Source organism: [Clostridium] citroniae WAL-17108, assembly GCF_000233455.1.
Taxonomy (GTDB): domain Bacteria; phylum Bacillota; class Clostridia; order Lachnospirales; family Lachnospiraceae; genus Enterocloster; species Enterocloster citroniae.
Window position 1 is genome coordinate 111,540 of the sequence record NZ_JH376432.1, and the last position, 22,706, is coordinate 134,245.

The following is a 22,706-nucleotide window of genomic DNA, read 5'->3' on the forward strand; positions in this document are numbered from 1 at the left end:
TTAATCCGCCATCATGGCCGCTGTCTTTAAAGCAACCTTCATCATATTGCCAAATGCTTCCTGACGTTCCTCCACAGTGGCCTTTTCCCCGGTAATAAAGGAATCGGAAATTGTCAGCAGGCACGCCGCTTTTTTTCCCAGCACCTTTGCGTTGTGGAACAGGGCAAAGCTCTCCATCTCCACACATTCACTGCCGTGCTTGGCATAGATCTCCTGGAAGCTGTCCATTCCCGGCTCACTGTAAAATACATCACTGGAATGGATTTTTGCTGGTATCACTTCGATCCCGCATTTATTTCCCGCTTCCAAAATCACCTGATTCAACTCAGGATCCGGATATTTGATGTCTGAGGTATCCCCATTCTGGGTCTGTCCGAAACTGGACTCGCTCCAGCACTCCTCTGCCAGAACCACATCATACAGTTTCAACCGTTCACTGTAAGCACCTGCTGAACCAATGCGGATGATTCTCTCCACACCATACTGTGTAAACAGCTCATAAGAATAGATGCCGATACTTGGCATTCCCATTCCGCTGGCCATAACAGTTACTTCTTTTCCTTCAAATTTGCCTGTGAATGCATAAATATTGCGCACCTTACTCACCAATTTTACATCAGTCAGCCAGTTCTTTGCAATAAATTCCGCTCTCAGCGGATCTCCCGGCATTAATACGGTCTTGGCAATCTCTCCCGGCATTGCGCTGTTGTGTGGTGTTCCCATAAGAATAACCTCCTCTTTCTCTTGCAATTCATATGCTTTTATTTTAAACTGTAAGTAAATAATAGAAAATGCCAAATGTCACTTTTTTTATAAATTATTTTGGTAACAGTTCAGGACGGAGGGACAATGGGTGTTCTGAACAGTTACTAATTTTGTATAGGGAGATACTATGAAATGGGATAACATACTATCCGCCTGCCGCAAATACGAGTGTTTTCCATCCGTGGAACGCCTCTTTTCAGCATGCCCCATCCTGATCCGCAACTATCTGACACTCAGTTCTTTCCCGGCAGGGCAGCTTCTCATTGAAGCAGGCTCCCCCTGCGGTACTGTATATATCCTGGTATCCGGACGGCTGCAGGCCATTGAGGAAAAAGCAGGTGAAGTACCGTACAGCTTTTTTGATATTGTTCCCTTTGATATTGTAGGTGACTACGAGCTGTTTTCAGAGGACACGGAAAGTTTTGTCACGGTCCAGGCCAGGGAACCCTCAGTGTGCCTTACCATTCCTGCCAGATTTTACCTTCAGTGGATCAGCGCTGACAGCGCGGCGCTGTTCTTCCGCACCAGGCTGCTGATGAAAAAGCTTTCCCTGCAGCTGAATTCCAGCCGCCGTTACCTGCTCATGTCCTATGAAGAGAGGTGTACATACGTTATCTGTCAGGAAGCCGGCAAGGTTTCCCCTGTGGACGGCATTTTCCGGCTGAAACTAAACCGGGAGTTCCTGGCCACCAAGACCGGATGTTCCCTGCGCACAATCCACCGCCTTCTAAAGGAAATGGAACATAAGGATATGCTGGCCCTGTCCGGCGGAAAGATCCTTCTGACCTCAACACAGCTGGAGAACATGATGAACGGCCTGGATCCGTACTCATAGAAGTGCAGTCCTCCTAGATCGTATTTCCATAATCAATAGGGCTGAGCTTATATTTTTCAGCCCAGCCCTTAAATCCAGAACCTTATTTCTCTTTTGCTTCAACCATCCTCTTAATATCAGCAATAAAGTCTTCCAGCTGTGCGGCGCCCAGATCACCCTTGTCACGGCTTCTCACCGTAATGGCGCCCTCGGCAGCTTCCTTCTCACCCAGAACCAGCATAAACGGAACCTTTTCCAGCTGAGCCTGACGGATCTTATATCCCACCTTCTCATCCTTGTGATCCAGCTCTGTGCGGATACCGGCAGCCTTCAGCTTTTCGTACACGCCTGTTGCGTAATCCATGGACTTCTCAGACACAGGGATTACCTTTACCTGTACTGGAGCCAGCCATACCGGGAACTTGCCTGCAAAATGCTCGATCAGGATACCGATAAAACGCTCAATGGATCCAAAGCATACGCGGTGGATCATAATAGGACGCTTCTTTGAACCATCCTCTGCCGTGTACTCCAGGTCAAATCTCTGAGGCATCTGAAAATCCAGCTGAATGGTGCCGCACTGCCATGTCCTGCCCAGGGAATCCCTCAGATGGAAATCAATCTTAGGACCATAAAACGCGCCGTCTCCCTCGTTTACAATATACTCCAGGCCCATGTCCTCCAACGCCTTTTTAAGTCCGTTGGTAGCCATCTCCCAATCCTCGTCAGATCCCATGGAATCTTCCGGTCTTGTGGACAGCTCCACAAAATATTCAAATCCAAACTGAGTGTAAACTTCATTGATCAGCTTTGTTACGCCCTTGATCTCATCCTCAATCTGGTCATCCCTCATGAAAATATGAGCATCATCCTGTGTAAAGCAGCGCACCCTCATCAGACCGTGAAGCTGTCCGCTCTTCTCATGGCGGTGAACCAGACCCAGTTCGCCCACGCGCAGGGGCAGGTCACGGTAGGAATGAGGCTGGTTCTTATATACCAGCATACCGCCCGGACAGTTCATTGGCTTAACCGCGTAATCCTCCTCATCGATCACCGTGGTATACATGTTATCCTTGTAATGATCCCAGTGGCCGGAATTCTCCCACAGCTTACGGCTCAGGATGATCGGTGTGGATACCTCCTGATATCCATCCCTCTGATGGATCTCGCGCCAGTAATCAATCAGTGTATTCTTAAGTGTCATGCCCTTTGGAAGGAAGAACGGGAATCCGGGTCCTTCCTCAGCAAACATAAACAGTCCCAGCTCCTTGCCCAGCTTTCTGTGGTCCCGCTTCTTGGCCTCCTCCATCATGGTCAGGTAGCTTTCCAGGTCTGTCTTATTGGAAAATGCAGTGCCGTAGATTCTGGTCAGCATCTTGTTCTTCTCGCTGCCCCTCCAGTAAGCGCCGGCAATACTGGTCAGTTTAAATGCCTTTACGCCCTTTGTATACATGATATGGGGTCCTGCGCACAGGTCCACGAACTCCCCCTGCTGGTAAAAGCTGATGGTTTCCTCATCAGGAAGATCCTGGATCAGCTCCACCTTATAAGGCTCGCTCTTCTCCTCCATAAACTTAATGGCCTCGTCCCTTGGAAGCACAAAAGGCTTCACCGGAAGATTTTCCTTGACGATCTTTGTCATCTCTGATTCCAGCTTCTCCAGGTCCTCAGGTGTGAATCCTCCCTCTCTGTCAAAATCATAGTAAAATCCATCGTCAATGGCCGGTCCGATTGCCAGCTTTGTCTCAGGATACAGCCTCTTTACTGCCTGTGCCAGCACATGGGATGCAGTGTGGCGGATCGCCCTTAACTCATCCTCTGCTTCCTGTACGCTTCCGTCTGGTAAAATAATCTTCATTAGAAACTCCTTTCATCCTCTTTGGGAAATTAAAAAACCCCTGGACATATCGCTATGTCCAAGGGTGCATCTACACGGTTCCACCTTGATTTTCACTCATTCATCCCTTAACGCGGGACACGGTGCCATTTCCCTCCCTGGTTCCTCCCGAATCACTGCGGTCCAATGATTCCTTCTGATCATTCCGGGACATCCCTGACACGGCTCCGGACTGGTCTTCATCAATCTCATGTATACAGCCCTTCCACCACCTGGGCCGCTCTCTGGATACATTCCACTGACTACTGGTTCCATCAACGCCATTTTATGCATTTCTGCTAACCTTGATTATAGCATCTGGGGATGATTTGTCAAGGATAAGTATTGTATTTTGTTAACAGCGGTTTTGTCGGCGGTTTTGTCAGCAGCTCCCATACATCAGTGTCACCAGGCCAGTGGCTATCTGGGGTACAAATATAATCAGCAGCACTTCGGCCAGGATTGCGATCAGATAAGGCATTCCCTCCTTCATATAATCATCCGTAGGACAGTCCAATATATGACACACACTAAACATTGCGGTTCCCACAGGAGGAGTCATACATCCCATTGTCACCACAGTCATCATAATGATTCCAAAATGGACCCCGTTTACTCCTACCGACTGAAGGATCGGAAGGAAAATGGGTGTGAAGATCAGTGTGTTGACCGCTGAATCCATGATCATCCCCATAAAAGTAAGAAACAGTGTGATTCCCAGCAGCAGAATATACTTATTTTTTGTCACTCCGCCTATTGCCTCCGCCAGGAATGCCGGAGCTCCGCTGTACGTCAGTATGTAGCTGAATATCCCTGCGCATATGACAATCATCAGGATCGACCCATTATCCGTGATACTGCTGTCCAGTACCTTCATGAAATTTTTAAAGTTCAGTTCCTTGTATATAAATTTTCCTACAAACACTGCATACACAATGGCAAATGCTCCTGCCTCGGATGTGGTAAAGATTCCAAACCGGATACCTACCACCAAAATAACCGGGAACATCAGGGCCCAAAAGCTTTTTCTAAAACTGATCCACAGCTCACCTGCAGTGGGAGGCATTTGGTTTACCGGCTTGTAACCTCTTTTCTTGCTGATAAAATGTGTCGGGATCATCAAAACCGCGGTCATCAGGATCCCGGGTATGATTCCCGCTACAAACAGCTTTCCTACCGATACATTTCCCACATATCCATACATGATAAGCCCCATGCTGGGCGGGATCGTTGCTGTTATCAGGCCGCCAAACGAAAGTACCGCTGCGGTAAATGCTTTTGAATAGCCATCCTTCAGCATGGATGGCCCTAAAAACCTGGCCTCCATGGATGCATCAGCCACCGCTGAACCTGAAATGCCTCCCATAAGGGCACTAAGCATAATGGATACCTGGGCCAGGCCGCCTACCAGATGGCCTGTAAGGGTCTTAGCGAAATTTACCAGTCTGTCCGTGATTCCTGCCGCGTTCATGATACATCCGGCGGTAAGAAAAAATGGTACTGACAAAAAGGTGAAACTTTGTGTGGACACTACCATTTTCTGAGCTGCAATACTAAAACCCACATTTGGCTCCAGCAGAAAAAACAGGCAAGAGGATATGCCGATCACATAGGCAATGGGCATATTTAAAAGCAGTAACACAATAAAAACCAGAGACACTACGGTCATTGTATCTCACCCCTTTCCTCCGTAAAATCTTCCATACTGGCCCTTCCGGTCAGGACCAAGATATCCTGTGCCACCTGGATTATAAGGGCAATGCTGATCAGCGCTCCTCCCACCACAAGACTTAGGGTTATATAGGAATTGCTGATATTTAATGTGGTGATCTTTGTCTTCCAGTTCAGCTGTGCCATATAAGCTCCACAGCCAGTCATCAGCACCATAAATACCAACATGACAAACCTGTTAAAAAGCTCTATGCCGCATTGAAGTCTTTTGCTGAAATGGCGCGTCAATATGTCTACCCCAAGATTTGCCTTTCTTCTGGTACTCTGGCAGCAGGCCAGGAACGCAAACCATGAGAAAAGAAGAAGCACCAGATCCAGGGACCATGTCACGGTAAAGTTCATATATCTTGCCAAGGCGCTGATAAAACATAAAATGATAATAGCTACCAGAAGCAGCTTGGAACAAAATTCTTCCGCTTTCACAATCCATCTGTACAAGGAACTTAAAGCCTTCATAGTATCTCCTCTCCTGCATCCATCTTATTTTACGGCATCCAGAAGCTTTTGGCGTGCCTCTGTAAGTCCCTCGGCCTCATAAACCTTATCGGCTACAGCCTTAAATTCAGTTAGATCAATGGTATCATTTACAACCAACCCCTGGCTCTTCATTTCTTCCAGCTGTGTATCCACCAGTTCCAATGTAAGCTGGGATGAATACTCCCCTGCTTTAATACTGTTGTCTACCAGGATCTTCTGCAGATCTTCCGGAAGTTTTTCATACCAGTCATTACTCAGTACAAGCCCCAGCATAAGCTGATACTGATGTGTCATGGTATAATTTTTACAAACTTCATAAAGCTGCATATCATGAACAGTGATCACCTGCTGGTCTGCTCCGTCCACCACCTTTTGCTGAATGCCTGTATATACCTCACTCTGCGCCAGGGAGGTGGGGATAGCGCCAAATGCGTTAAGTGTATCAATCCATTGCACGGTAGATCCGGTGCGCAGTTTCACATCTTTTAAGTCAGCCATTGAATTGATCGGCTTGGTGGTAAGTATATTTCTGTCCCCTTCGTAATAATTAAAACTCAAGGGTTTATATCCTTCCTTAGCAAGCTGCCCGCACCATTCCTGGAATACGCCGCTTTGTACCATCTTATTTCCTGTCTCATAATCATCAAACAGGTAGGGACCGCAGATCACGCTGATATCCGGTATAATATCTGCAAACCGGCCTGCATCCGTCATAAACGCCACATTGGAACCTGTCTTACATTGGTTTACCAGGTCAACGGTATCCCCCAGAGTGCCATTTGGAAATACCTCGATCTGAAGCCTTCCGTTAGAATCCGCCTCCACATCCTTTTCAAACTGGTAGAGAGCCTGTACAACCGGCGCATTATCTCCCTGTACATGGGATACTTTTAATGTGTATGTCTCTTTTTCCTGTGCCTTGTTATCCTGCGCCGCCTTGCTGGTGCCGCTGCATGCCGTCATGCTTCCTGCCAGACATAGTATCATAGCCCCGAGTAATAACTGTTTTTTCATAAGTATTCTCTCCTTTTCCTATTCTCTTATATCACATTGATCATACAAACAAAGGTTTTTTGATGAAATCATTGTATCACGATTTTCTTTTTCTTTTTTGACTTTGCTTATTAAAAATTTGCACTATCTTTATTTTTCTGTTCTTATCCCCCCTCCTTTACAGTGATTTTTTTGACTGTTTTTGATATAATCTAAATATAATGCAAATTTTAAGCACGATATGCAAAGTCTGGAAATGAATGTACTGTATAATAAAGCAAAAAGGAAAGGATATATAGATGGATACACAATATAATCAGAAATTTACAGATGATTTTTCAATTGAACATAAGATCACCCGGGTTAATGAACTTTCACGTCCTCACTATCATGATGATTATGAATTATTCCTAAACCTTACCCCTGGTCTGGTTACCATGGTCAACAATAAGTATTATCACCTGAATCCGGGAACCCTGCTTATATTTAACAATATGGATCTGCACCACAATTATGTGGTATCCAATACTGTGGACTACGACCGGTATGTACTGTTCTTTAAACCCGACTATATACGCTCTCAGTCCTCGGCTCAGACAGACCTGCTGGAATGTTTTCTCTTCCGCCCCTTTGACGATGCCCATATTCTCCCGCTGGAAGACAGGAAACTGGACTATGCCGTGACTACCATGAATCAGATCATTAATATATCCAAGGCCACACCGGAACAACTATATGGACAGGATCTTTTTCTCAAACTTAAGCTGGCTGAACTTCTGATCAACATCAATTCCTACTACAGGGAATACCACAATATCCGCCAGACCATACTAAACTCCCATTATTCCATTGTTTATAATATAATGAACTTTATACATGGTTACTATTATGAGGATCTGTCCCTGGATTTTCTGGAAAAAAAATTTTACATTAATAAATTTTATCTCTGCACACTTTTCAAGGAGGTTACCGGCTATTCTCCTAATCAATATATCATCAACTGCCGTATTATGAAGGCAAAGGAGCTTCTGATAAATGACATGAGTGTGGAAAATGTATGCAGTCAGACCGGCTTTAATAATTTGTCCCACTTTAGCCGGACCTTTAAAAAACTGGTGGGCGAAAGCCCTAAGCAGTACCAGATCAAATACAGGATATAGCAATCCTTTTATTATATCTGCGGTCCCCTAAACCTAAGTATAATAAGACGATCATCCCGGTCCGGCTCCACATGCCACTCTCCGGCATTTGCTGGGATAAAATACTGCTCACCGCATTTGGTCTTTCTTCGTTTTCCATTCATACTGAGTGTACCCTGTCCCTCCAGAATATAAATCCCTGAGAAAACAGACTCCTTTTCCATATCCATTCCAGCCCTCGCCTCAATCTTTTCCATGCTGAAAAATGCAGTTGCATCATAACCAAGAACAGAGATAACGCTTCCCCCCTCCTGTTCCCTTAACATGGCCGGACGTATAAACCAACGTTTTACTGCCTCATCCTGTGTGACCCCCTCATAATGAAAGCAGTCAAACATTTTCTGAAATCCAAGCCCCTGATGACACATTGTATCCGCTACCTTAAGCCCGGAGGGCGTGATCCGTTCTATGCGCACAGTGTAATCCGTGGGTTCCTGGATTTCTGCCAGGAAACAGCCTGCCCCTATTGCATGGGGAACACCGCCCTGGATCAGGACAGTATCCCCCTTATGTACTTCAATACAATGCATCCATTCCAGCATTCCCGGAATATCCTGTTTGTCAAATAACGTTTTCCAGCATTCCCTTGTTATTCCGGGCTTAAAACCAATATAAATACAGGCCGGACGTCCGCCTGACTCCCGGGTGTCCAGTATATGCCAACTCTCTGTTTTTCCAAATCTGGATCCAAACAGCTTTAAGGCCAGTTCCCTATCTGGATGTACCTGTACCGTCAGGCGCTCGCTGCTGTCAATCAATTTGACCAGGACGCCTGTGTGGGATCCATATTTTTCCACGTGTTTCTCGCCCAGATAAGAGGAGGGATTACTTTCAATCAGTTCTTTTAACAGCATATCGCTCTTTTCAGGAAGGCGGCTCATTCCCTCCTCCTTTATATCTTCCCTTCCGGCATTTCTTGCCGCCACAACAGACATGATCCATTCCTCAGGAAAATGCGAGATTTCCCCCTTTTTTCTCCCATGGAGCATATCAATCAAAGCTCCGCCCGTGTAGGTCCTCCATACACGTGGAGAATCCAGCTTTAAGAAAAAATCTGTTTTTTCCATCATGTTTTTTACCCCCTGTCGAATCATTATTTGGAAAATCTGCGCATAGAGCCTGTGGGCTTGTGCACTTCATCCAAATACTGATTTGCTTTTTCCGGATCCTGTATAAAGTCAATCCAGATGTAATGGGCAGTCTGTTTCCCCTTTACACTTACGCCGTGATCAGATCCAAGGGGAATATGCACCAGTGAATTTCCCTTCATAGGATATACAATGTCATCGATCAGCAAATCCATATCATTTTCCGGAAAGCTGAAAAAGAACTGATCCAAAAGCGGATGGGCATGCTGTCCTATCAAATCATCCCCATATGTCTCCACACTGCCCATGGCAAAACGTGGAATAGTCCTCTGTGGAAGAAGGGCGCGGCTAATGGTTTTTTCACTTTTAAAAGGATCCCTGTACTGTAATGCATCCTCATACCTTCCCGTTACGGGATAGACAGTGCATCCTGATCCTATCTCTGCTTTGTCTTCCGTATTCATATCCCATCGGATCTCAAGAAGATTTGAATGTTTCTTTACCAGTACTTTAATACTCTGTTCAGGTTTTAAGGCAATAAACGATTTTTCACTGTATGACCAGACCTCCCCATCCACCACAAAATCCACTGATCCTGAACACAGGAACAGAACCCTGATATAGGTACCGTCCGCCATAAATGTAACAGAATCCCCTTCCATCATCACATGATGGTACACGGCTGCGCCTGGTATCTCATGTTCCAGCATCAGCTTTGACGAACGGTTTCCATGATTGATCTCCAATGTTTCTTCCATGATATCTTCTTTTTTCATAAGAATTTTCCTTTCTCAGCATCCGCAGCTGTAAGCCTGTCCGCATTCATTTTCTCCATTAACCGCCAATATCCGGTCTACCACAAGCTGCCTGAATTCAGGACTCAGCATGGCAAAATAAGCAGTAAATCCAGTTACCCTGACAACCAGATCCGGATATTTTGATGGGTCTTTGTGCGCTTCCAGAACTTTATTTTTATCAATGATATTAATATTTAAAAGGGTATTTCCATCTTCCAGTATGGTTCGTATCATTGCCACCATTTTCTCAACCCCTTCTTCGGTATCTGCAATACCGGGGTCCAGTTCCAGCTGCACAGGGGCGCAATTCCCATAAAACGGCTGTACCCGGGCAATGGAATTGGCCATGGCAGTTACCGCCCCATCCCTTCTAAAACCAAAGGTAGGATTTGCGCCGTGATTAATGGCTTCCCCATTGAGACGGCCATTTGGTGTTGCCCTTACATGACTTCCAAATTCCAGGGTATTGGACCAGCTGAACCACCCCGGTATAAACTGGATCTCAGGATAATCAGGATTTTCTCTCCTGGCCGGATCCACCTGTTCCCGGACCAGCCTTGTATAAAGCCGGTTGATCCGCTCCGCCCACTGATCACCCAGGGTATTTCCTCCGCAGTACCGTTCACTGTGGAGCATCATCTGGCGTACATATTCCCCATCAATATCATTCCAATTCAGTTCCAGCTGCCTGGTAAGGGCTTTCCAAGTGATTTTCCCTTCCTTCTCTATCCTCTGCTCACATGCTGCAAAACTGTCTGCCACTGTCCCAATTCCAGCGCCATCCATACACATATTAAAGTACATGGCGCTTTTTGTTACATCCGCCCCTTTTTCCACCGGTCCCCGGCTTAACAGGTTGCAGACCAGCTCCGGCTCATTCCTGTCCTGATTGTGCAGGTGAAACAAAATTCCCTTTGCAGTAGTCTCTATCGCACGTCTCAGGTGCTTTTCAAAATGTTCCCATAAAACTCCGGATGAGGGTTCTCTCCGGTACGCCTCCTCCATCATCTCAAAATAGGCCACCTCAAACACTTTTGCAACATTGATCTTCACCAGGTCATTTAAGGTATATTCCATGCCCGGTATACTCATCCAGGAACACCCTGCTGCCAGACGTTTTCTTGCCAGCTTTTGATCGTATCCGCACCTCATAAATCCTTTTACAAGGCTGTTGTCCCCAGAGAACCGTGGCCATGCATTCTTATTCTTAAAGAGGTATCGGACAGATGTCCTGAAAAAGTCCTCATTCATATTGTCATGGACCCGTACTGTCAGGTTGCAGGCAATATTGATCCAGTCCGCAGCCTCCAGAATCAGATAGGAAATGTGACTGGCCATATCCCTTCCATCATCACCAGGACCTGCCAGCTGATAGTATCTGGTATCATTTAAAAACAGGCAGGCAATATAGAATTTAGCTGTTTCATCATCAATAATACCTGCATCTATATCATGTTCATAAAATGGACGGAGCAGCTCATCCAACTGCCCTCCCGATGGCCCTCTGTTGTAAAGCCGGCTGAAAAAACTAAACCAGCACATCCACTGAATACATTCCCTTAAGGTTTCAGGTTTTTCACACGCGATTTTCTGATTGGTCTCAGCCATCTCTCTTAGATTTCTTCTTAAGTATGGATTGCGCTCCTCACAGGACAGCTCCCTGATCTCCCGGGATATGCGGTTTAAAAACCGTATAATGGCCTCCACTACCATAATCTCACTTTCGTAAAATTCCCTGTGTTCTTCCCCATGGTTCACATTTTGATATTTCTTAAGCTTTTCCAGGATACCTCCCCATCCCAGTTCAAAACCCATTCTTAAATCCGGTGTAAAATGTCCATCGGATCCGATACCGCACACTATGTTATACTGGTCAAATGCCTCTTTCAGTTCGTCATAAGGTATATCAGGATTCCATATGGCCCCTTTCTGCCTTGTCATAAAAAAGAATCCTCTTCCCACAAATGCATCCAGCGGATCGCAGTACAGGGGATGCTCATCTAAAAGTTTACAATAGTTAGTCCTCCAGCCCTCATATCCATAGTAGGATCCGTTTTCATGATTGGGAACACATTCAAAGAAAAAATCATCCGGGGCAACCACCCGCCCGTAATCATCCTCATCCAGCCCTCCCTCCATATCAATTTTTTCCTGCGTTTGATCCAGCTTTCTTTTTTTTAGAAGCCTGATACGCTTATTATAATCAAAGGACTCATCTTCCTCAAACTCATTAATAAATTGGATTTTTCCCATTATATTACTCCTTTCTGTCCTTTGGACCTTTATGCAATACGGACATCAATGCCATATGATTCCGCTATGGCTTTTAATTCATTAAGTCTTTTTACCGGAAGCGGCCTGTCATCCTTAAACTGGTTCTTTTTATCCAGGCTTTCGTATTTTGAAGCCCCCAGCGGGTTATAGTTCAGAAGCTCATAATACTTCAGATCCCTCCCTCTAAGCCCTGACAGAAACTCTGCTATTCCTTTAATATTCCGGTCTGAATCTGATGCCCCCGGTATCAGAGGTGTCCTTACAATATAAGGAATATTACATTCATCCAGATGGCTGACATTGTCCAGTATCATTTCATTTCCGGCGCCAATCCATTTTTTATGTTCAGTGCTGTCCATTATCTTAATATCACACATAACAAGATCCAGTTTTCCAATAAATCCTTTTATGCTGTCCCATGGATAACTTAAGTTTGTCTCAATTCCCACCTGGATCCCCTCTCTGTGACAGGCATCTGTCAGTTTTTCTGCAAACTCCATCTGACAGAGCACCTCCCCGCCGCTTAGGGTAATCCCTCCGCCGCTGGCGTGATAATAGGACTTATCCTGAACAAGTTCAGCCATGACGTCATCCACTGTCATCTTTTTTCCGCTGACAGCCATGGCTCCTGCATAACAGATCTCCGCACATTTACCGCATCTGACACATAAATTTCTAAAATACCTGTGTTCATTGTTAATGCGTTTCTGGGCTTTACAGGGGCAGGCATACACACACTTATAGCATCTGATGCATTTATCAGCATAATAATGCAGATCCTGGCGCAGGCTGAGGGTCTCCGGATTATGGCACCAGCTGCATTTCAAATTGCAGCCTTTAAAAAACACTGTAGTTCTGATTCCCGGTCCGTCATTCAGTGCAAACCGCTCTATTTCTGTAATTAAAGCTGTCTCAGACATATTAGCTCTCCTTCATAGTGGATATAAAACCTTATCCGTATTCCTTTGTTTGTATGTTATTATCATACAGAAAAGTTTTTATTTTTTTTCACTATCCACTATATTTATTTTGCATATCTTTGCAAAATAGGCATTGCAATATCATAAGATCCCGCTCCGCTTTACACCACCCCAAAACCGTGATAAACTACAAATTGCAGGCATGTCTTATTTCAAATTGGAGTATCAACTATTATGGTAAAGCAAATTACAGAAGATATCTACAGTATCGGCGTACCGCTCAGCGGCAACCCTTTAAAAGAATTAAACAGTTACTGGATCCGCGGAACACAGCGGGATCTGCTGATCGACACCGGCTTCCGGTGCCGGGAATGTGAGGATGCGCTGAGGGAAGGGCTTAAGGAACTGGGAAGCGGTTCCTCCCGCCTGGATATCATCACCACCCATTTGCACTCGGACCACACGGGCCTGTGTCAGCGCATTGCGGGAAAAGACAGCAAAATCTATATAAGCAAGACTGATTTTACGATCATGAAGGACCATCTGTTTGGGGATGGCTCCCATTTGCGCCATCAAAGATATATCCGTGAAGGTTTTCCCAAGGATCTGCTGGAATATGCCGATTCCATTAACCCGGCCTCGGAGATGGCCATTGAATCACCGGAAGGCAACTTCTGTTATATTGGGGATCAGGATAAGATTGAGATTGGAGACCATATACTGACAGCGGTTTCAACCCCGGGCCATACGCCCGGACACATGATGTTCTGGATGGAACAGCCTGGGATCATGTTTACCGGTGATCATATCCTCTTTGATATTTCACCTAATATCACTGCATGGAATGGTGTGGAGGACTCCCTGGGAAATTATCTGGACAGCCTAAGGGCTGCCGGCACCTATCCTGTAACCCTGGCTCTCCCCGGACACAGGAAGGAGGGGGACTACCACCAGAGGCTCCGGGATCTGACCGCCCATCATCACAGAAGGCTGGATGAGGTCATACAGATTCTTTCCCAGACCCCCGGCATGAACGCCTATGATATTACAGGTCTGATGCGGTGGAAGATCCGTGCCAGGAACTGGGATGACTTTCCGCCTGTACAGAAATTCTTTGCGGTAGGTGAATGTCTGGCCCACCTGGATCATCTTGTAAAGCAGGGCAAGGTCATCTGTGATAAGGGCAATCACATCTGGACATATGAATTAAGCGGGCAAGCCCCTCACTGATGAGGAGCCTGCCCGCTTATCGCATTTTATTCTTTTCACTTGCCTGTTCGTTGGCTATTCCGTCACCACCGGATAACCGCCGCCCAGCCATCCAGCTCCGCCTTCCTTGCCCATACCGCCCTGAAGAGAGTATGCCTCATATCCTAAAAGACGCAGGATCGCCGTTGTCTGGGAAGATGTCTGGCCTGTGTAGCAGTAAACCACCACTGGTTTATCTGTTGGAATCTGGGAGAACTGCTCCTGCATTCCCTTTGCAAATGGGATGTTGATTGCTCCCGCAATGTGGCCCTTTGCATAATCCTCTGCCTGGCGCACGGACAGGATGGTGTAATCCTCACTCTCGGCATCTACCAGTTCCATCAGAGATTCAGGCTTAAAATTAAAGGATGAAATAGTATTACTGGTGGCCTCTTTGTAGTAAGCCGCAATGGCCTCTAAAGCAGCAGGGTCAACCTCATATGTATCCTGGGGAAGAGCTGTTTCCTCCGTATCAATATATGCCTCATATCCTTCTGTCTGGGATATTCCGTTATTCCACCCGCTCTGGATGTTGGTTGCATATTTCCCTGCCACATTGAGAAGGGCAACGGTCTGGGAAGAGGTCTGGCCCGTATAGCAGTTTACATAAACCGGAACATCATCAGGGATCTTATCCAGATTATCCGCCACATCCGCTCCATAGGGCAGGTTGACGGCGCCTTTTAAATGTCCCTGGGTATAATCCTCCGGCCTTCTGATGTCAATAATAAACATATCCTCGCCTGCATCGATCTTCTCAAACAGGTCCGGTACAACAATCATATGCTTATCATCCGGAAATTCTGCAAAGTAAGCCATGGCAGCTTCCTTTACCGTATCGGTCTTGCTCTCCTCTGCCTTAGTTTCTTCCGCCGCCTCTGTCTCTTCCCTTGTATCTGCGGAAGTTTCAGCAGGGGCCTCTGTGGCTGCCGGGGCAGCTGTGGCTGTCTCTGTCACGGTCTTTGTGGCACATGCGCTTAATGAGACAGCAGCCATGGCCGCCAGTAAAACAGGAATCATTTTTTTCATAATAAAATCCTCTCTTTAATCGTCCTTCTCTATTTACTCGTTACTATTAACCATGTATCCCAAATCCTATGATGCATTCTTTTTAACGGGCGCAGCTCCTCCTGCAGGCATTTCCACAGGATTGTCACTGTTGGAGGACCACTCCAGATAAGCGCCGTCATAAATGCGGATATTCCGGTATCCTGCCTCATAAAGCTGGACAAATACAGGCGCCGCCCGCATGGATGTCTGGCAATATACAATGATCTCATCTTCCGGATAGATCTTGTCTTCCAGATAATTGATCCTGGTGATCTGTGTTGTCTTAAAGGTCCCGTCTGAGAAAAAGTTAGTCTCATAGGGGATGATAACAGAGCCGGGAACCTTTCCCTTTTCAGCAAACTCCTCCTGTGTACGCACATCCAGCAGTATCACATGGGAATCCGGCTGCTCCGCCTGCTTTCTCACATCATCCATATCAGCCAGCCAGCTGCGTGACGGTTCGCGGGCAGTAAATACTGCCGGTTCCGGGGCGGATACATCCGTTGTCATGGGAATCCCCGCGCCCTGGATCGCATCAAAGCCTCCATCGATCACCTTCACGTTCTGGTGCCCGTACATGAATAAAGACCATAACAGACGGGACGCGCCCATCCTGTTGGAATCATAAGCAAGTACAAGAGTATCATTGGAAATGCCGTTCTCCCCCATCACCTTTTCAATCTTCTTTTTGCTGGTAAGCATATTCTTTACCGGAACATTGATCACAATATCCTCGGTGGGAATATTTACCGCGCCTGCCACATGGCCTGCGCCGTACTCATCAGCGGTCCGTGTATCCACGATTACCACCTTTTCCTGTCCTGTGTAAGCGGTCAGGTCCTTGGTTGGCATGATCAGGGATTCACCTTGAACAAATGTGTGGGAGCTGCAGCCTGTAATCACGGCCGCCAGCACTGCCAAGAAGGAAAAGATTGTTAATTTTTTAGCAATCGAACCCATAAAATCCTCCCTCTTAAAGCGGATTGTTTCTAGTATTAGTTGTAGTCAGCGTTCCATCATAAGCACAAAATAAGGGCCTCAATCTTATTTCGTACAGATTTCATCTTTCATTATACTTGATATTTGTAATAATGTGGCATAAGACTTCTTTATATTGCATCATTTAATTGGATAGTAGCTTTTTTATGCCGGAATGCTATGGTAAAATAATAACAATAATTGTTGAACATTCAAAGGTAACCGGCGGATGTACAGAAAGGAACAATGATGAATCGGAACGCCAAGCACCAAACATTTGAATTGATCCCCACTCTCATATACATTTTATTCTATGGCCTTATATCGGGCGCTTTCCTGACCCGATTCCCCTTTGTCCATTCCGATGAGGCATGGCTGGCCGGGCTAAGCCGTGATATGCAGACAGCCGGCGGATTTGGCGTGACAGAGAGTTTTTTTGACCTAAAACCCCGGGTCCCCCACGCCGTCCGTATACTGTTCCACGCCCTCCAGACTGTGTTTATCCGCTTATTTGGGTATGAGATCAGCTCGGTCCGGCTTTTGTCCCTGGCAGCCGGTCTGGCCTGCCTTCTGATCCTCTATTATATAGGTAAAAGGCTGGGAGGAGCATGGATAGGCGCCGGACTTATGATCCTGGTAAGCCTGGACATGTCTTTTATCTATGCCTCCCACTTTGCCCGTCAGGAGATCCTTTTGGGAATCAGTCTTCTTAGCTGCCTGTTTCTCCTGCTGAAATGCCAGGGTCTTCCCTCCCCCAGGCAGTCTCTGTGCCTGGCTGCGCTCACCGGCATTTCCGTGGGTATACATCCCAACAGCTTTCTGTGTGCAGCGGTCTGCGGCTCTGTGATGTTATGTTCCTGTCCACGGCCCCATAACCGTCCTCTCATTCTTTACACCTGCGCCACCGGTATATTTGCGGCCCTGTTTATAGGGATCAGCTTTCTTTATGACCCCCGCTTTATTCCCAACTACTTCCTGTACGGGGAACAGGAATTTGAACTGAGCCGAAGCGCATCCGGGCGTATTGCCCAGTTCTTATATTACTTTAAAAGTATCTTCCGTCAGGAGAGCGGAACCTATTACATACCGGATCTGCGGCTGGAGCTTATCCTTATTCCCATTTTCCTCATCCTCCTGCTGCTGGCATGGCTCTTTCTCAAAAGCAGCCTGGATGAGGATGTGGTTTCCTGGTGCAGCCATACCAGGGTTCTTCTGTCTGCCATGGCCGGCCTGGCGGCTGGTATGGTGGTCATTGGGCGGTATAACCAGACCTCCATTGTTTTCTTTATCCTGTTAGGCTGGATATTGGTGATGCAGCTTCTGCTTTTGTTTGGCCCCGCAGGACGTCTCCTGTCCATCGCCGCCGCCATGGCCGGCCTTTTGTGGAACGGCAGCCTTCAGTTAACTCCCTATATAAACATGCCCACCTATGACTCCTATCTGGAACAGCTCAGCCGGCTGGTTCCCCGGGATGCCGGAGTTATTGCCAATCTGAACACGGAATTTTACTTTGACCAGGGAGTGCTCAGGGACTACAGAAACCTGCCCTACATGGCAAGCCGCCGGGAGCTTGAGAACTATCTTGAAATAAATAAGATCCAGTACATCTGTTTCACGGATGAACTGGACTATATCTATAAAAACCGTCCTAATTACAATGTTATTTATGGAAATGCCTCCTTTATAAAGGATCTGCAGTCCTACTGCGAATCAGACTGTACCCTGGTAGGAACCTTTGAAAATCCCATGTACGGTCCCAGGATCATCTCCCTGCTGGGTACAAAAGAATACGCATCCATCCGCGTGTACAGGGTTGAGGAGCCGTAAATCCCCTACAGACATGCCTCAAGCCCATTTCTGGTCTCCGGGGCAAATCCCTCCGCTCCCCTGTTCCACACACCTGCAAACCGGCCTGTCTCAGGGGACAATACCCCAATGGAGGTGCCTAGGACCAGCGCCTCCTCAATATCATGGGTCACCATCACAACCGTTGCCTCTGTCTGATCTGCCATTTCCCTTATGCTCTTATATAATCCCTGTTTTGTCATATAGTCCAGGCTGGAAAACGGTTCGTCCATCAGCAGCAGCCTGGGCCTTAAGCAAAGTGCCCTGGCCAGCGCCCCCCTCTGCTTCATACCTCCTGAAAGCTGATGGGGATAGCTGTCCTGAAACTCCTCCAGACCAGCCATTGTAAGATATCTCACAGCACATTGGCCATAGTCATTTCCCTCAGGTAAGATTCCTGCCTTTTTTAGGGCATAGACCAGATTTCCCTTCAGGGTAAACCATGGAAACAGCTGGTCAAAGCTTTGAAACACCATCATCATATCCTTGGAGGGGCCTGATACAGCCCTTCCATCCAACAGTATCTCCCCTTTGCCAGGCTTATTAAATCCCCCGATCATCCTGAGCAGCGTGCTCTTTCCGCAGCCGCTTTGGCCAAGGATGATATAAAAATCCCGGTCCTGAACCGTAAAACTCAGGTCGTCTAACACCATGTGCTCCGTGCCGGACACCTCAAAGGACTTATAAACATTCCTGACTTCCAGCATTTTTCCTACCTCCTTTGATCCGCCTTATTATGCTTTCATTCCCCATTTTTCCAAGGTATGCTTTTCGATTGCGCCAAACAATACGTCCTCCACCAGCATTCCCACAATAATGACCAGGATAATGCCTGCAAACAGCCCCGCCGTGTTCATAAAGGTGCGCTGGGTCAGTATGTACCACCCGATTCCCCCTTTTTCCCCCACTGCGCCAAATACCATCTCCGCACTGATAAATGCCCTCCATCCCCTGGCCCAGCCTATCTTCAGGCCGGATATGAGATATGCCATGGATGCGCGCAGGCGTATCTCCAGTGTGATGGCAGCCGTGGACATGGAAAGGCTTCTGCCTATGTCCTCATAAATAGAAGGCATGGACCGGAAACCGCTGAGCAGGTTTACCAGAACCGGCCACAGGGCGGAATGGACCACAATGGCAGTGACCGCACCGCTTCCCGTGCCAAACCACATGATGATCAGGGGAAGAAGCGCCAGTCCGGGCAAAGGATGGGCCAGGGCAGTGAGGGTGTCTATCAGGCTTTCCATTACGTTGGACCAGGTGGACAAAAGCGCCAGTACCACTGCCAGCACTCCACTGATCACCAGGGACCATCCAATGATCCCCACGGAATATATGCTCTGCCAGATCAGATCCCCATGGACCGCACCCTCATACAGGGTGCGCATCACTTCCTCCACGGACGGAAATAACAGCGGGGATACGTGAAATAGTTTCACGCTCCCCTCCCATAAAACCAGAAATACCATGATCCAGCCCATGCGCTCCAGCCATTTGTTTCTCATTTTCATTGTGTAACTCCTTATGCACTGAGATATGTCACCGATACACCACGTTGTCAAATACCAGCTCGTCCATGGGCCTGGCCTGGCTGATAAATCCCATCTCCGCCATCCGCTGGCTAAAGCGCGCCACACCGTTTAGATCAGTGGAGTAGATGGTCCCATGATACCCCATCTGACGGCTGAGCTCTTCCTGGGTTATCCCATACACAGGCGCCAAAAGCCGGACCGACTCCTGTGGATTTTCATTGATAAAATCCACAGACTCCTTTAGAGCCTCCTGGAACGCGTCATAGTAATCCCTGTGGTCCTTATAAAAATCCTCCATGGCCACACAGGAGATAAAGGTAAATGGTTCACCCATGATATCCTCCCCTGTAGCCACCACAGTTCCCCCTCCGTCCACCTCCTGGGAAATGTAAGGGGGCGTGGATACATGGGCTGTAATCTCCGTTCCTGAAAGCAGGGCATTGACCGAATCCGGATGGCTCATGGACACCAGCTGGCTGTCCAGGGCATGGGCATCCCCCAGCTGTTCCTCTGCCAGCATGCAAAGCAGTACATGCTGTGTGCAGGCCGGAGAAAGAATGGCAATGCGGTCCTCCTTTGTCATGTCCCTGAGGGACCTGACCTCTTGTCTGGAAGTGACAATGGCCACCTCATTAGAGCTCAGTCCCGCTGCATAGCGCCACTTCATTCCATTGTCAATTCCGATCAGAACCGGGGACACTCCCATGAATCCAAAATCGATCTCCCCGTTAAGCATCCCCTCCCGGATCCCCGTAGGTCCGCCGAATTGCTTCCAGTTGATCTGTACGCCAGGAAGCCTGCGCTCCAGAAATCCCTTTTCCTTCATAATCTGAAGGGGGGCGTATGCGATTCCAAACTGTTCTGCGATCCCAATGGATTCCTGTTCCTGTTTTTTACATCCCGCTGATAAAAATACCGCCGTACAAAAAGCCAAAAGGGCTGTTATATAAACCTTGTTTTTCTTTCTGCTGCTGTTCCTCAATGATGTCCTTCCTTTCCCTGCGCTTTATGGATAAAATCTGCATATCATTTCTTCCCCTGACTGAGACTTAACAGACAGGCGCCTGTAAAAATCATCCACCCTTTCCCGGATATTCTCTTTTGTGCCGCAGATCACACAGTGTCCAAAACGGGCCGTTGCATTTTCCATGACCGGGATCTCCTGACCTATTTTATAATTGTATCCCGCGTCCAGCACATAGGGCAGGGCAAGTATATCCTTAACAGGCGTGATATGGCCGATCGTTCCCGGCCTGCAAAATAGCAGCTGTACCGCCACACACCCTTCCCGGCGGTCCGCCCTGTACCCATCCGGGACTTGGACCTGATCCCGGCGCCCCATTGCGCTGTCCATCACGGCTCCCAGAATATCAAACCCGCTTACCCATGGGATGAACACATCCTCAAACGCCCCTCCGATCCTGGCTGCCAGTTCATTCACCTTTATTCCCTCAGCCCCAATTAGGATCTGCAGGTAAAACGGCCCGTTCTCCAGTTCAAAGGCATCTGCCACCCTTTTGCTTATGTCTTCTATCTCCTCATACAGATCCATGTGCACGGAGGGAAACCTGTGCCCTGTACAGACCCCTATATGGGTCTGGTCCGGATACAGCAGCCGGTCCGTGACCGTAAGGATATGAAGCCTGCCGTCTTTGATCCACCCGCTTACCGTCACCTCGTCACTTTCATAGAATTCCTCCGCCAGCGCCTGACTGCATCGGGAAAATGACAGGGTATGCTCCAGATGTTCCATTACCTCCAGAGGCGTATCTAACTTATAGATCCCTCTCTGTCCCTGGGAATCCAAAGGTTTAATAACCAGAGGCGTCTTAAGTCCCTTAAGCTCCTTCTCCCCGGTACTCCTGTCCACCAGCCTGTACCTGGCTGTGGGGATCCCCGCCTGTGAAAGGATCTGTTTCATCTGCTTTTTATTTGTGACCGAATACGCCTGCTCCACTGTCAGCAGACCGGGCAGCCCCAGCTCCCTGCTGATACATGCGCACGTATAAACAGGCTGGTCCGTGCCCATGGTCATGACCCCTGTCACCCCGTACCTCTTCGCAGCCCTGATGCATGCCTGCACATCAAAGGTACTTATCTTCTCATGCACGCCGCAGACAGACGCTGCCAGGGGATTCTTGGTATAATCAGCCAGAACCGTGTCCACTCCCATGGACCTGGCCCTCTGGGCACCGTGAAGCTGACAGTTGGATCCTCCCAGCATCAAAAGCTTTTCAGGGCGTATCAGGTCCCTGATCCTGTAAACCGTCTGTCTGCGCCCATTTCCGCCTTGTCCGCATTCCTTCTCATCCTGTCCGAGTCCCTTTCCGCCCCGGTCCAGTCCGTAATACCATGCAATATTTCCATACAGCCGCAGCAGCTTTCCCAAATTATATCCGCTGAAGCCGTATTGTCTTCTGCCCGGTGTGTAATACAGGTTTTCCACCTTCAGTTTCCTGCCCTTTATTTCCGCGCTTTTTAAAGCAGCGGCCGACAGGTAAAAAAATCCCCGGGGCTTCATGGCCAGGGCATCCTTTACAACTTGCGCCGTCATGACTCTGAGGCTGCTGACCTTCATTCCCCGCGGCGCTCCGATCAGGCGTGAGAACAGCAGGTCCCTCATCCCGCTCCCCACCCTTCGGTATACAGGACGTCCGTTCCTCTTCCTGCCTTTGAAAACATCATGATCCCGCCCATGATGCAGCATCTTGTGATCCGATATCTTATAAGCCGGTATCCCATAGGCCAGATCACATTTCCCATCCGCCACCTGCCCGTACAGCTTTCTAAGCATCCGCGGCGGCTGTTCCAGATCGTCATCTATGGTTCCATAGGTCCGGCAGGACCCCACATGTCTCAGTCCGCACAGGATGGCTGCCTGTTGTCCGAAATTTCCATCCAGCACCGCCAGGGTCACCTCGGGCCTCAGGCAGTTCTCCATCAGATATCGGGCCGTATCTTCGTCATTGCTGTCATCCACCAGGCAGATCCGTATCTTGATATCCGGAAGGAACGTCTTTTCAAGCTCCAATACCAGCTTTTTCACCGATTCGCGGGACCGGTAGACCGGTATCACAATTCCCAAATCATATGCCATATTTCTTGCCTTTCCCTTCTGC

Annotated in this window: 19 protein-coding genes; 4 read left to right on the top strand and 15 right to left on the bottom strand. The window is 47.8% G+C overall.

Annotation, left to right across the window (positions count from 1 at the left end):
* Positions 1-723: a purine-nucleoside phosphorylase gene (gene deoD, locus HMPREF9469_RS28345; protein WP_007870645.1), complete on the bottom strand. Its 723-nt coding sequence runs from the start codon at positions 721-723 to the stop codon at positions 1-3.
* A gap of 169 nt (positions 724-892) precedes the next feature.
* On the opposite strand from deoD, the gene HMPREF9469_RS30895 reads away from it, so the two are divergent.
* Complete coding sequence (locus HMPREF9469_RS30895; RefSeq protein WP_007870648.1) at positions 893-1,600, top strand: Crp/Fnr family transcriptional regulator; 708 nt, start codon at positions 893-895, stop codon at positions 1,598-1,600.
* A gap of 82 nt (positions 1,601-1,682) precedes the next feature.
* Here the strand turns inward: HMPREF9469_RS30895 and thrS are convergent, their stop codons facing one another.
* The 4 genes from thrS to HMPREF9469_RS28370 all read right to left on the bottom strand — a co-directional run bounded on the left by thrS (position 1,683) and on the right by HMPREF9469_RS28370 (position 6,677).
* On the bottom strand, positions 1,683-3,437 hold the full coding sequence (gene thrS, locus HMPREF9469_RS28355) for a threonine--tRNA ligase (protein WP_007870650.1): 1,755 nt from the start codon (positions 3,435-3,437) through the stop codon (positions 1,683-1,685).
* A 400-nt stretch (positions 3,438-3,837) separates the two neighbouring features.
* Positions 3,838-5,124 carry a TRAP transporter large permease gene (locus tag HMPREF9469_RS28360; protein WP_007870653.1) on the bottom strand — a complete coding sequence of 429 codons (1,287 nt, stop codon included), beginning with the start codon at positions 5,122-5,124 and terminating at the stop codon, positions 3,838-3,840.
* On the bottom strand, positions 5,121-5,642 hold the full coding sequence (locus HMPREF9469_RS28365; protein WP_007870655.1) for a TRAP transporter small permease: 522 nt from the start codon (positions 5,640-5,642) through the stop codon (positions 5,121-5,123). The genes HMPREF9469_RS28360 and HMPREF9469_RS28365 overlap by 4 nt, the downstream gene beginning before the upstream one ends.
* Before the next feature lie 24 nt (positions 5,643-5,666).
* Positions 5,667-6,677, bottom strand: coding sequence for a C4-dicarboxylate TRAP transporter substrate-binding protein (locus tag HMPREF9469_RS28370; protein ID WP_007870658.1), 1,011 nt, complete (start codon positions 6,675-6,677; stop codon positions 5,667-5,669).
* 278 nt (positions 6,678-6,955) lie between these two features.
* Here HMPREF9469_RS28370 and HMPREF9469_RS28375 point away from each other — a divergent pair, with 278 nt between their 5' ends.
* The gene (locus HMPREF9469_RS28375; RefSeq protein ID WP_007870659.1) at positions 6,956-7,816 is read left to right on the top strand and encodes a helix-turn-helix transcriptional regulator; all 861 of its coding nucleotides are present in this window, start codon (positions 6,956-6,958) and stop codon (positions 7,814-7,816) included.
* 11 nt (positions 7,817-7,827) lie between these two features.
* Here HMPREF9469_RS28375 and HMPREF9469_RS28380 read toward each other — a convergent pair whose 3' ends face one another.
* Genes HMPREF9469_RS28380 through HMPREF9469_RS28395 form a run of 4 tightly spaced genes read right to left on the bottom strand, consistent with a single transcriptional unit; the run spans position 7,828 to position 12,934 of the window.
* Positions 7,828-8,925: a type I phosphomannose isomerase catalytic subunit gene (locus HMPREF9469_RS28380; protein ID WP_007870661.1), complete on the bottom strand. Its 1,098-nt coding sequence runs from the start codon at positions 8,923-8,925 to the stop codon at positions 7,828-7,830.
* Between the two features lie 23 nt (positions 8,926-8,948).
* Entirely contained in the window at positions 8,949-9,719 is a 771-nt protein-coding gene (locus HMPREF9469_RS30900; RefSeq protein WP_007870663.1) for a hypothetical protein, read from the bottom strand.
* A 15-nt stretch (positions 9,720-9,734) separates the two neighbouring features.
* Positions 9,735-11,993 (bottom strand): pyruvate formate lyase family protein, encoded by a 2,259-nt coding sequence (locus tag HMPREF9469_RS28390; RefSeq protein ID WP_007870665.1) that lies wholly within the window; start codon positions 11,991-11,993, stop codon positions 9,735-9,737.
* A 29-nt stretch (positions 11,994-12,022) separates the two neighbouring features.
* The gene (locus HMPREF9469_RS28395; protein ID WP_007870667.1) at positions 12,023-12,934 is read right to left on the bottom strand and encodes a glycyl-radical enzyme activating protein; all 912 of its coding nucleotides are present in this window, start codon (positions 12,932-12,934) and stop codon (positions 12,023-12,025) included.
* Positions 12,935-13,168: 234 nt separating this feature from the next.
* On the opposite strand from HMPREF9469_RS28395, the gene HMPREF9469_RS28400 reads away from it, so the two are divergent.
* A complete protein-coding gene (locus HMPREF9469_RS28400; RefSeq protein ID WP_007870668.1) occupies positions 13,169-14,164 on the top strand; it encodes an MBL fold metallo-hydrolase in 996 nt (331 codons plus the stop codon).
* Between the two features lie 54 nt (positions 14,165-14,218).
* Here HMPREF9469_RS28400 and HMPREF9469_RS28405 read toward each other — a convergent pair whose 3' ends face one another.
* Together HMPREF9469_RS28405 and HMPREF9469_RS28410 are read right to left on the bottom strand one after the other, a co-directional pair.
* Positions 14,219-15,211: a rhodanese-like domain-containing protein gene (locus HMPREF9469_RS28405; RefSeq protein WP_007870672.1), complete on the bottom strand. Its 993-nt coding sequence runs from the start codon at positions 15,209-15,211 to the stop codon at positions 14,219-14,221.
* Between the two features lie 66 nt (positions 15,212-15,277).
* A complete protein-coding gene (locus tag HMPREF9469_RS28410) occupies positions 15,278-16,192 on the bottom strand; it encodes a sulfurtransferase (RefSeq protein ID WP_007870674.1) in 915 nt (304 codons plus the stop codon).
* A gap of 264 nt (positions 16,193-16,456) precedes the next feature.
* Between HMPREF9469_RS28410 and HMPREF9469_RS28415 the strand changes: the two genes are divergently transcribed.
* A complete protein-coding gene (locus HMPREF9469_RS28415; protein ID WP_082197815.1) occupies positions 16,457-18,037 on the top strand; it encodes a glycosyltransferase family 39 protein in 1,581 nt (526 codons plus the stop codon).
* A gap of 5 nt (positions 18,038-18,042) precedes the next feature.
* Here HMPREF9469_RS28415 and HMPREF9469_RS28420 read toward each other — a convergent pair whose 3' ends face one another.
* The 4 genes from HMPREF9469_RS28420 to HMPREF9469_RS30905 are packed head-to-tail and all read right to left on the bottom strand — an operon-like array spanning position 18,043 to position 22,684.
* Complete coding sequence (locus HMPREF9469_RS28420) at positions 18,043-18,762, bottom strand: ABC transporter ATP-binding protein (RefSeq protein ID WP_007870676.1); 720 nt, start codon at positions 18,760-18,762, stop codon at positions 18,043-18,045.
* Positions 18,763-18,789: 27 nt separating this feature from the next.
* Positions 18,790-19,566, bottom strand: coding sequence for an ABC transporter permease (locus HMPREF9469_RS28425; RefSeq protein WP_007870677.1), 777 nt, complete (start codon positions 19,564-19,566; stop codon positions 18,790-18,792).
* Between the two features lie 28 nt (positions 19,567-19,594).
* On the bottom strand, positions 19,595-20,569 hold the full coding sequence (locus tag HMPREF9469_RS28430) for an ABC transporter substrate-binding protein (RefSeq protein WP_007870678.1): 975 nt from the start codon (positions 20,567-20,569) through the stop codon (positions 19,595-19,597).
* 24 nt (positions 20,570-20,593) lie between these two features.
* Positions 20,594-22,684: a glycosyltransferase gene (locus tag HMPREF9469_RS30905; protein WP_007870679.1), complete on the bottom strand. Its 2,091-nt coding sequence runs from the start codon at positions 22,682-22,684 to the stop codon at positions 20,594-20,596.
* Positions 22,685-22,706 lie beyond the last annotated feature (22 nt).